13 protein-coding genes are annotated in these 9,325 nt (G+C 74.7%); 3 read left to right on the forward strand and 10 right to left on the reverse strand.

Annotated features, from left to right (window positions below; all coding sequences use genetic code 11):
- Nucleotides 1-559: hypothetical protein (locus ABD823_RS33690; RefSeq protein ID WP_344866884.1), on the forward strand; the 559-nt coding region annotated here is incomplete at its 5' end.
- Nucleotides 556-1,404 carry a hypothetical protein gene (locus ABD823_RS33695; RefSeq protein WP_344866886.1) on the forward strand — a complete coding sequence of 283 codons (849 nt, stop codon included), beginning with the start codon at nucleotides 556-558 and terminating at the stop codon, nucleotides 1,402-1,404. The genes ABD823_RS33690 and ABD823_RS33695, both read left to right, overlap by 4 nt.
- Nucleotides 1,405-1,493: 89 nt before the next feature.
- Here ABD823_RS33695 and ABD823_RS33700 read toward each other — a convergent pair whose 3' ends face one another.
- The 10 genes from ABD823_RS33700 to ABD823_RS33740 all read right to left on the reverse strand — a co-directional run bounded on the left by ABD823_RS33700 (nucleotide 1,494) and on the right by ABD823_RS33740 (nucleotide 7,987).
- The gene (locus ABD823_RS33700; protein ID WP_344866888.1) at nucleotides 1,494-2,813 is read right to left on the reverse strand and encodes a hypothetical protein; all 1,320 of its coding nucleotides are present in this window, start codon (nucleotides 2,811-2,813) and stop codon (nucleotides 1,494-1,496) included.
- A gap of 249 nt (nucleotides 2,814-3,062) precedes the next feature.
- Nucleotides 3,063-3,362 (reverse strand): DUF1416 domain-containing protein, encoded by a 300-nt coding sequence (locus tag ABD823_RS33705; RefSeq protein WP_344866890.1) that lies wholly within the window; start codon nucleotides 3,360-3,362, stop codon nucleotides 3,063-3,065.
- Nucleotides 3,362-4,201, reverse strand: a complete 840-nt coding sequence (locus ABD823_RS33710; protein ID WP_344866892.1) for a sulfurtransferase — start codon at nucleotides 4,199-4,201, stop codon at nucleotides 3,362-3,364. Before ABD823_RS33710 ends, ABD823_RS33705 begins: the two co-directional genes overlap by 1 nt.
- Before the next feature lie 14 nt (nucleotides 4,202-4,215).
- Complete coding sequence (locus tag ABD823_RS33715; RefSeq protein WP_344866894.1) at nucleotides 4,216-4,614, reverse strand: DUF4395 domain-containing protein; 399 nt, start codon at nucleotides 4,612-4,614, stop codon at nucleotides 4,216-4,218.
- Between the two features lie 60 nt (nucleotides 4,615-4,674).
- Nucleotides 4,675-4,758 (reverse strand): Ms5788A family Cys-rich leader peptide, encoded by an 84-nt coding sequence (locus ABD823_RS34750; protein ID WP_425566701.1) that lies wholly within the window; start codon nucleotides 4,756-4,758, stop codon nucleotides 4,675-4,677.
- Between the two features lie 91 nt (nucleotides 4,759-4,849).
- Nucleotides 4,850-5,266 (reverse strand): TlpA family protein disulfide reductase, encoded by a 417-nt coding sequence (locus tag ABD823_RS33720; RefSeq protein ID WP_344866896.1) that lies wholly within the window; start codon nucleotides 5,264-5,266, stop codon nucleotides 4,850-4,852.
- A 187-nt stretch (nucleotides 5,267-5,453) separates the two neighbouring features.
- Nucleotides 5,454-6,389 carry a zf-HC2 domain-containing protein gene (locus ABD823_RS33725; RefSeq protein WP_344866898.1) on the reverse strand — a complete coding sequence of 312 codons (936 nt, stop codon included), beginning with the start codon at nucleotides 6,387-6,389 and terminating at the stop codon, nucleotides 5,454-5,456.
- Nucleotides 6,386-6,898, reverse strand: a complete 513-nt coding sequence (locus tag ABD823_RS33730) for a sigma-70 family RNA polymerase sigma factor (protein ID WP_344866900.1) — start codon at nucleotides 6,896-6,898, stop codon at nucleotides 6,386-6,388. Before ABD823_RS33730 ends, ABD823_RS33725 begins: the two co-directional genes overlap by 4 nt.
- Nucleotides 6,899-6,955: 57 nt before the next feature.
- Complete coding sequence (locus ABD823_RS33735; RefSeq protein WP_344866902.1) at nucleotides 6,956-7,636, reverse strand: LmeA family phospholipid-binding protein; 681 nt, start codon at nucleotides 7,634-7,636, stop codon at nucleotides 6,956-6,958.
- 99 nt (nucleotides 7,637-7,735) lie between these two features.
- Nucleotides 7,736-7,987 (reverse strand): MoaD/ThiS family protein, encoded by a 252-nt coding sequence (locus tag ABD823_RS33740; RefSeq protein ID WP_344866904.1) that lies wholly within the window; start codon nucleotides 7,985-7,987, stop codon nucleotides 7,736-7,738.
- A 269-nt stretch (nucleotides 7,988-8,256) separates the two neighbouring features.
- Here ABD823_RS33740 and ABD823_RS33745 point away from each other — a divergent pair, with 269 nt between their 5' ends.
- Nucleotides 8,257-8,970, forward strand: a complete 714-nt coding sequence (locus ABD823_RS33745) for a response regulator transcription factor (RefSeq protein WP_344866906.1) — start codon at nucleotides 8,257-8,259, stop codon at nucleotides 8,968-8,970.
- The last annotated feature ends 355 nt before the right edge of the window (nucleotides 8,971-9,325 follow it).

Here is a 9,325-nt window from a genome sequence, read left to right on the forward strand (position 1 = left end):
GGTCCTCCTCGCCGCCGCGGCGGTGGCGCTGCAGGCGGCCGCCCTGGACGCCGAGGAGCGGAGCGCCCCGCTGACCTGGACCGGCGGCCTGGGCGAGGAGGTCGTCGCCTCCCGCTTCTCCGCCCGGGTGAAGGCGGCCTACGGCGCCCGGACCGTGCGGACCACCGACGAGACGGGCACGACCGCGACGGCCACCACCTCCGGGCTCTTCGTCGTGGTCGAACTGGAGGCGACCGCCCACCGGGAGCCGCAGCGGCTCGGCACGCCGGTGCTCCTGACCGACGACGGCAGGCGCTACCAGGCCACCGACAAGGTGGCCCCCTCGCTGACCATCACCCACCCCTACATCCAGCCGGGCTGGTGGACCGACGGCGTGGCGGTCTTCGAGGTCCCGGTCGGCGCGCTGAACGGGGCCAGGATCGTGCTGCCGCTGCGCAACGGGTTCATCGGGGAGGCGTACCAGCCCGAGATAGAGGTCGACCTGGACCTGGACGAGGCGGGCACGCAGCGCCTGATCGCGGAGGCCAGGGACGTCTACCCCCTGGGCGGCGAGCGGTGACCGGCACCCCGGCGCCTCCGCCGGCCGCCGGTCCCGCCCCGGAGCCCGCCCTCGGGCCGTCCTGGGAGCCGGGCCCCCGCAGGATCTTCCCCGACGAGCAGGTGTGGCCGCCCGTGCCCCGGCCCTCCCGCGAGTCACCGGGGTCCTCGACCCAGCCCTTCCCTGCCGTCCCCGCGGAGCCGCCGCCCGCCGCGCCGGTGCCGGCCTCCCCCGCGGCCGCCCCCGCGGGGGCGCCGTCCCCGGAGGCTGGCGCGGTACGGACCGCCCCCGCGCCGCGGCGCCGTACGGCGCTGCGGCTCGGCGCGCTGCTCGTCGCCGTGGCGCTGGCCGTCGGGATCCCCTCCTGGGAGGGCTACCGCTTCTACCGGGCCGGCATCCCCGCCCTGCACCACCACACCGTGGAGCCCGGCGGCAGCGGCACGCTCATGCACGTGTCCTGGCAGGCCGGGATCGAGCGGGCGGACAGCGTGCCGGAGTTCGGCGAGGCCGGGCCCGGACGGGCGTGGCTGAAGATCACACTGACCAGGACCGCCCTGGACGCCGAGGGACTGGTCCGGCGCGGCGAGCCGGAGGTCAGGCTCGTCCACCCCGACGGCCGCAGCTGGCAGACGGCGATCGTCGGCAGCGACCTCCCGGTGGAGGCGGCGGAGCTCCGGGTCGGCGTCCCCTACCGCTACGAGGCGGCCGGGCTGGTGCCCGAGGAGATCGCCGACGACGTCGAGGTCCACGTCGTGCCCAGCACGATCCGCGTCCCGCTGCGGGACGAGAGCGTGGCGGAGCAGGTCGGGCGCGCCGGCACCGAGAAGACCGAGCCCCGGGACCAGGTCCTGGTCTTCACCCGGTGAGCGCCCGGCCGGTGTCCGCGCGGTGAACGCCGGTCCGGTGTCGCGCGGTGAGCGCCCGCCCGGCCCGTGCGGCGGGCGCCGCCCGGCGCTCAGCCGGTGAGCGCCCGGCCCGACGCGCGGCTCCGGGTGGCCGCGATGTCGAACGCGGCCGCCAGCAGGCAGACGGTCAGCACCCCCACCACCAGCTCACGCACGAAGTCCACCGGACCGCCGAAGAGCGCCCAGAAGAAGGGGAAGTCGCTGCCGACCAGGGCCCGCACGCCCCGGTCGGCGTAGTCGGCGCCCACCCGGAGCGCGACGTGGCACAGGCAGAACAGGCCGAGCAGCGCGGCGCCGCCGCGGGTGACCAGCCGGAAGGCGTGCACCGGCGGCACCCACCGGTCCCGCACGCCGGCCGTCGCCCCGGTCAGCGCCGACCGGGTGAGGGGGTGCGTGCGCTCCACGCGGCCGGCCGCCGCCTCCAGGCCGGTCCCCCGCACGACCGCCCGCGTGTCCCCGACGAAGGCCCCGTAGACGAGCGCGGCGACGGCCAGCCAGGTGAGCGGTTCGACCAGCGCCTCCATCAGGAGCGGCCACACCTGCGCGACCGCCTCCCAGAACTCCTTCCACCAGGGCAGGGCCTCCGCCAGGTCCGCGAGCAACCCCTTGAGCGCGGCCACCGCGGCCCGGTCCTCCAGCCAGTCCGACCGCTCCGCGGCGAAGGCGAACAGCGCGTTCGCGCCGTAGAGGGCGAAGCCCAGCTCGAAGAAGGCCGTGAGCAGCCCGCTGCCCCGCACCCGGCCGTTCGCGTGCCACCAGCCGAAGAGCGTCCGCAGGAGGTAGGCGGCCACCGCGACCGCGGCGGAGACCCGCACGTCCAGCCCGACGAGGATCGTGCCGGCCTCGCCCTCGGCCCCGGCGAGCGCCCCCTGGAGGTCCTGGTCGATGCGTTTCATGGCGTCGAGGGAGACGAACTCCCGCGCGTCCTCGCGGTGGAAGCCCCAGGCCACGTAGATCGCGGCGAAGAGCAGGGCGGCCCGGTTGAGCGCGCCGGACAGGGTCTCGTCCGCCTCGCCCTCGGCCCTGCGCGCCCGGATCTCGCGGAGCGCGCCGCGTGCCGCGTGCAGCATGCCGACGCAGACGACGAGTTCGGTCAGCACGATCAGCGTGAAGACCAGCGTGGTGACGACCAGCCGTACCTGGCGGTGGTCGCCGTGCGCCAGCTCGGTGCCCGCCCACATCAGCGCCGCGCGCACCGCCCGCCCGGCGGAGAACCAGAGCAGCAGCGAGAGCGCGCAGGAGCCGAGGATCCTCAGCGTGTGCAGCGGCAGCGAGTATGCCGCGGGCGAGGCCGGCGCCCGTCCGGGGGCGTCTTCCCGCACCGGGGGCGGGGGCGGCGGGGGCGAGGACACAGCAGACGTTCCGGACACCCGACGAATCGTAGCGATCTCCCGGCACCCCCCACAGCCGAACGCCGCTCCCGGCGCAGGCCAGGCCCCTTCCCGCCGGGCGCGGACCCGCCGCTCCCGGCGGGAGAGCACCCGCGCAGGGGATCGGCCGACCGCTCCCCCTGGGAGTTCCGGCGGTACGGCGAGGGCCGGCGTCCCCTCGTGGCGGAGGGGGCGCCGGCCCTCGCCGCGCGACTCCGTCCGGACGCGGCCGGACGGCCACGGCACCGGTCAGACGGCCACGGACAGCTGCGTGACCTCGCCCAGGCGGGCCTGGGCCGGGATGTCCTTGGTGACGCCGCCGCCCGCGATGATGCGGACGGTCCAGTCACCGGGGGCGGCGAAGAAGCGGAAGATGCCGTCGTCGGAGACCACGACCTCACCGGTGAACTCGCCGGAGTGATCGAGCAGGCGGGCGTAGGCGGTGCCCGTGCCCGTCACGACGCCCTGGATCACGGCCTGGTTGGACAGGTCGATCCCGGCGGGAAGAGCGGCGGTCTGCTCCGGTGCGGCGCAACCCTGGGTCGTCATCAGCGGGCCTCCCCCAGCTCCACCGGCACGCCCACGAGCGAGCCGTACTCGGTCCACGAACCGTCGTAGTTCTTGACGTTGGGCTGGTCGAGCAGCTCGTGCAGCACGAACCAGGTGTGCGCCGAGCGCTCGCCGATGCGGCAGTAGGCGATGGTGTCCTTGCCGAAGTCGACGCCGGCGGCCTCGTAGAGGGCCTTCAGCTCCTCGTCGGACTTGAAGGTGCCGTCGTCGTTGGCGGCCTTGGACCACGGGATGTTGCGGGCGGTCGGCACGTGGCCGCCGCGCTGCGCCGACTCCTGCGGCAGGTGCGCCGGGGCGAGCAGCTTGCCGGTGAACTCGTCGGGCGAGCGCACGTCGACCAGGTTGAGCTTGCCGATCGCCTCCAGCACGTCGTCGCGGAAGGCGCGCAGGTTCCGGTCCTGCTCGGAGGCCTTGTACTGGGTCGCCGGGCGCTGCGGGACCTCGGTCACCAGCTCGCGGGAGTCGAGCTCCCACTTCTTGCGGCCGCCGTCGAGGAGCTTGACGTTCTCGTGGCCGTAGAGCTTGAAGTACCAGTAAGCGTAGGCGGCGAACCAGTTGTTGTTGCCGCCGTAGAGCACCACGGTGTCGTCGTTGGCGATGCCCCGGTCGGACAGCAGGGCCTCGAAGCCCTCACGGTCCACGAAGTCGCGGCGGACCGGGTCCTGGAGGTCCTTCCTCCAGTCGATCTTCACGGCGCCACGGATGTGGCCCTTGTCGTAGGCGCTGGTGTCCTCGTCGACCTCGACGAGAACGACACCAGGGGTGTCGAGGTTGGCCTCGACCCAGTCGGCGTCCACCAGGGCGGCGGAGCGGCTCATGGAATCCTCCGGGATTATCTTGCGGCGGGCAGTAGACGGCGAATGATCAAGTACATCTCGCAGCCGAGGCAGAAGCCGAAGGCGGCGTTGAGAAAGGCGGCGAACAGGGCCGCGGCGGTGGCGCCGAGGGCCAGCGGCGTGATCTGCGTTGCGTGTCCGACCAGGCCCAGCAGGGTGAAGGCGAGTCCGACCAGTTGCGCGAAGCGCGGCGGCCGGCCGTCCTCGAACTCCCTGGGAGGGCTCTTCACCATCCCTTTGAAGACCATCCCGTACGGCGAGGCGCCGAGGGCGCCCAGCGCGAACACCACGGTCTGGGCCGCCAGCGGCCACACGCTGCCCGTGAGGAGGGCGAGCGCGAGGACGACGGTGGTGACGGCCGCGGCGAAGCGGAGGGCTCTGGGATCAGCCTGCATCGTGCGATGCTCCTGAAGGGTCGTGCAGATCAGTGCGGCCGAAGCCGCTTGGGATCGCCCTCAGGAAGCGCGACAGAGCGCGGTGGCGACGCGGCAGAAGTCGACCGCGCGCCGCTTCGTCAGCAGCTCTGTCATCGGGTGCATGGCGATGACATTACCCCGGCGTTCCGGTATCTGTCACATCCCTGTCCAATTCCTGAGACAAGGTCATCCCAAGAGCGGTAGGCTGCCCCGCTCACTCCTCGATGGCGAGGCCGAGCGCCCCGATCACGTCGGCCTTCCGTGGCTGGCCCGAGGCACGTTTCACCACATACCCGGACCGGTCGAGGACAATCACCGTGGGGGTGCGCAGGACGTTCAGGGCGCGGACCAGCTCCAGCCGGGACTCCGCGTCGATCTCCACGTGCGCCACGCCGGGCACCATCCGCGCCACCTCGTCGAGGATCCGGCGGGTCGCCCGGCACGGCTGGCAGAAGGCGCTGGAGAACTGCACCAGGGTGGCCCGTTCGCCCAGCGCGGCACCGAGCTCGTCCGGAGTCAACCGCTGCACGTCGCCCCTCACCTCGCGTGGCACGCCGCTGCGCCGCCGCAGCGCCACGCCGGCGAGCGTGGCCAGGGCGAGCGTCACGACCACCACCGTCAGCCCGGTCATCGCGCACGACAACACCCGCCCCCGGCGCGGCATTCCCGGCCCGCCCGCCGGTCCCGCGCACCCGGCGCCGCCCGGCGACCGCCCCCGTCCGGCCCGCGCACCCGGCGCCGCCCGGCGACCGCCCCGGCTCCATCGACCGGCCCGGCCTTCGGCCCGCGCGTCCGGCGGACCGCCGGCCGGATCGCGCTCAGCGGGCGGGGACGGCCAGCAGCACCCGCCCCTCCGCGGTGACGAGCTCGAAGCGCTCGATCTCCCCGGGCGGGATGGTGACCGAGCCCGGGAAGGGGCCCGACTCCTCGTAGGCGGCGCGGTCCACGGTCCAGTTACCGGCCGTCTGGCGTCCCCCTCCGGCGGCGACCACGTCCAGCCGGAAGCGGGTGCCGGCGGCGACTCCGGAGACCACGACCTCGACGGCGGTGGCCTTGCCCGCCGGCGCGGCGCTCACCCGCGCCCGGACGCTCCCCTGTCCGCCCTCGGCGACCAGCGGCGCGGCGTCGCTCAGCGTCAGCGCCTGATCGGAGCTCCCGCTCGGCGCGGGCACCGGCGCCGCCTGCTGCGGAGCGGACTCGCGCTTGCCCGCGGCGTCCTCACCGGCCTGCGGAGAGGCGGTGCGCAGGGCGGAGGCCGCGGTCTCCGGGGCGGGCTCGGAGGCGGGCTCCGCGGCTCCGGCGCTCCCCGGGTCCTCACCGGCCGCCGGGCCCTCGGCGGTCCCCTCGGCGCCCGGCTCGCCGCTCCCGGCGGCACCGGAGGGGCTCTGCGGGGCGGAGGCCGCCGTCACCGTGTCCTGCGCGGACCGGTCGGCCGTCACCCAGACCGTCCCGCCGACCCCGATCACCGCGACCGCCGCCGCCAGCCCGAGCAGCGCCCTGGCCGCCCGCCGCCGCCTCGCCCGGCGCAGCAGCAACCGGTCGAGCACGGCGTGCGGCGGGCTGGCCACCTGCTCCACGTCCTCCTCCGACACCCGGCCGAGGAAGCCGGCGACCCCGGCCAGCTCCTCCGCCTCCGCCCGGCACCCGGCGCACCCGGCGAGATGCGCCTCGACGAGCGCGTGCTCGGCGGCGTCGAGCGCGCCCAGGGCGTGGACCCCGAGCGACATCCGTACCTCGTCACAGGTCATGGTCATGGCGCGAGCCCCCGCTCCTCCAGCGCCAGCTTGAGCGCGCGCAGCGCGTAGTACGTGCGCGACTTCACCGTCCCGGCGGGGATGCCGAGCGTCTCCGCCGCCTCCTTCACCGACCTCCCCCGGTAGTAGACCTCCACGAGCACCTCGCGGTGCTCGGGCCGGAGCGCGGCCAGCGCCTCGGCGACCGACCAGGACTCCACGGCCCGCTCCAGCTCGTCCTCGGCGGGCACCGCGGCGAGCGCCTCGGCGCCCGTCTCCGGCGGGCGCGCCCTGCGCGCCCGGTGCTGGTCGAAGACGAGGTTGCGGGCCACCGTGAACAGCCACGCGCGGATCGAGCGCCCGCCGAGCGCGTCGGGGTGGCGCCAGGCCCGCAGCAGGGTCTCCTGCACGACGTCCTCCGCTCTTCCCGGGTCACCCGTCAGTCGCAGCGCGTAGCCGTAGAGCGGCCCGCCGTGCTCGTCGAAGAGGGCTCTGACGAGCTGCTCGTCGGCGGTTCCGGCGTGGCTCACACCCTCATGACGTACGGCGGGGCGGATCGGTTCGGACACGGCGGAGCGGCCCGCCGCTCAGCCGCGCAGCGGGACGTCCGCCGCCTCCGCGGTGATCCGCAGGCCCCCGGCCACCGGCTCGACCTCGCTCACCTTCAGGTTGAAGGGGAGGTCTCCCAGCGGGATCTCGTAGCGGATGAAGCGCTCGGGGTCCGGCACCGTGATGCCGCCGCCCAGCTCGACCTTCTCGGGGGTGAGCAGCAGGCCGTCCTCGGTCACCTGGATCTTCATCCTGGCCTCCGCGGGCACCTGCCGGCCGAGGAAGGTGATCTCCCCGCTGACGTCGAGGGCGCCCGGCCCGGCCTTCACCCGGATCCCCCGGGGCGCCCGCCGGTTCAGCGCCTCCTCGCCGACCACGACGGTGCCCACCACCCGCTCGGCGCGGATGTCCACCTGGTCGGCGCGGGTCACCAGGTCGGCCAGGGGCGCGGTGACCCCGTACAGCGTGGCGTCCACGCCGGACAGCCGGACGCCCGCCACGGTCATCGGGCCGACCGCGACCTCGACCTCGTCGTAGCGCCCGGCGACGGCCTGGGTCAGGAACGGGACGCCGTGGATGGTCACCTCGGGCGGGGACGCCAGGTCGTAGCGGGCGGTGGCCCGGGCGGCGATCTCCCTCTCCACCCCGGCGACCGCGACCCGGTCCAGGACCCCGGCGAGCACGAGCAGCAGGATCAGAAAAACGAGCAGCTTGCGCATCCGACTCCCGTCGTTCGGCCCCGTTCCCCGGACGTGGCCAGATTGCCACCGCGGCGCGTCCCCGGCAATCTCGCGGAGAACCGGGCCGTCCCGCGCGGGTCAGCCTCCCGCGAAGGGCGGGAGCACCTCGACCGTCGCGCCGTCGGCGAGCACGACCGTCTCGTGCGCCCGGGTGCCCACCGGGTGCCCGTCCACCAGGAAGGACGAGCGGCGCGCCACCCTGGCCAGCTCGTCGCGGCCCGCTGTGACGTTCACCACCAGTTCCGCCAGGTTCTCGGCGTCGAAAGGCTCCTCCTGGACGCCCGCCGCGTCCTTCGCCGCCGCCCAGTAGCGGATCATGCCCCTGGCCATCGTTCGACCAACTCCTCGTCGTCTACGAAGGGTGAACGGATGATTGCGGCGCATCCACCGGGGGAACAGGTGTTCAGCAGGTGGACGTTCGCTGGACGCTCACCCCTTCTCGGATATCCTCGCCTAAGGACCTGGGCGACGTAGCCCCCGGGTCCTTACGTGTTTGTACGGCTGTCGCCGGCACGACGCGGGAAGGAGGCGACCGTGAGCACACGCACCGGGCGAACTCCGCACGGCCGCCTGCCACTGAGCCCGGCGAAGGAGTGCACGTGAGCAACCTCCTGCTTCTTACCAATGCCCTGCAGCCGTCCGCCGAGGTGCTCCCCGCCCTCGGACTGCTGCTGCACTCGGTCCGCGTCGCGCCCGCGGAGGCCTCGGCGCTGATCGACGCCCCGCCCGCCGACGCCGTCCTCGTCGACGCCCGCCGCGAGCTGGTTCAGGCCAAGAGCCTGTGCCGCCTGCTCCGGACGACCGGCCTCGACTGCCCCCTGCTGGTGATCGTCACCGAGGGCGGCCTGGCCGCGATGACCGCCGAGTGGGGAGCCGACGACGTCGTCCTCGACACCGCCGGCCCGGCCGAGGTCGAGGCGCGGCTCCGGATGGCCGTGGGCCGGATGAGCATGTCCGCCGCGGAGGAGGTGCCCGACGAGATCCGCAGCGGCGACCTGGCGATCGACGAGGCCACCTACACCGCCCGGCTCCGCGGGCGCGCCCTCGACCTGACCTTCAAGGAGTTCGAGCTCCTGAAATACCTCGCGCAGCACCCCGGCCGGGTCTTCACCCGGGCCCAGCTGCTCCAGGAGGTGTGGGGCTACGACTACTTCGGCGGCACCCGGACCGTGGACGTCCACGTCCGGCGGCTCCGCGCCAAGCTCGGCGCCGAGTACGAGTCGCTGATCGGGACGGTCCGCAACGTCGGCTACCGGTTCGTCCCCGACCGCGGCAACGAGCCCTCAGAGGAGCGCGAGCCCGCTCACCAGTGAGCCGGGGGCGGCGGCCCCGGCCGCCGGCGGCCCGGCTCGTCCGGTTCCGGCCGGGCGCGGACGCCGCCCGGGCGGGTGCGTGAGCGCAGGCGCCTCGCGGGCCGCGGGAGCGCGGACGACACGAAGGGGGCCCCGCGCCCGGGGCCCCCTTCGTCGTGTCCTCCTCCGGAGACGGTGAGAAGCGCGGAGCGGCGGCCCGGAGGGCCCGGGAGCGCGCCGGACCCGGCGCACAGACCGTCAGGCCGACCGGGGAGGAGCGCCGTCGGCGGGCCGGGGAGCGGCCGCGTTCCCTCGGATCTCTTTCCGGGAAAAGGCCGAGGGGCCCGGTAGGAACCGGGCCCCTCGGATGGAGCAG

This window comes from Planomonospora alba (assembly GCF_039534085.1).
Taxonomy (GTDB): Bacteria; Actinomycetota; Actinomycetes; order Streptosporangiales; family Streptosporangiaceae; genus Planomonospora_B; species Planomonospora_B alba.

Coding starts and splice junctions, on each gene's coding strand:
- ABD823_RS33705 (WP_344866890.1), bottom strand. CDS start 3,362: ATGACGACCCAGGGTTGCGCCGCACCGGAGCAGACCGCCGCTCTTCCC.
- ABD823_RS33710 (WP_344866892.1), bottom strand. CDS start 4,201: ATGAGCCGCTCCGCCGCCCTGGTGGACGCCGACTGGGTCGAGGCCAAC.
- ABD823_RS33715 (WP_344866894.1), bottom strand. CDS start 4,614: ATGCAGGCTGATCCCAGAGCCCTCCGCTTCGCCGCGGCCGTCACCACC.
- ABD823_RS34750 (WP_425566701.1), bottom strand. CDS start 4,758: ATGCACCCGATGACAGAGCTGCTGACGAAGCGGCGCGCGGTCGACTTC.
- ABD823_RS33720 (WP_344866896.1), bottom strand. CDS start 5,266: ATGACCGGGCTGACGGTGGTGGTCGTGACGCTCGCCCTGGCCACGCTC.
- ABD823_RS33725 (WP_344866898.1), bottom strand. CDS start 6,389: ATGACCATGACCTGTGACGAGGTACGGATGTCGCTCGGGGTCCACGCC.
- ABD823_RS33735 (WP_344866902.1), bottom strand. CDS start 7,636: ATGCGCAAGCTGCTCGTTTTTCTGATCCTGCTGCTCGTGCTCGCCGGG.
- ABD823_RS33740 (WP_344866904.1), bottom strand. CDS start 7,987: ATGGCCAGGGGCATGATCCGCTACTGGGCGGCGGCGAAGGACGCGGCG.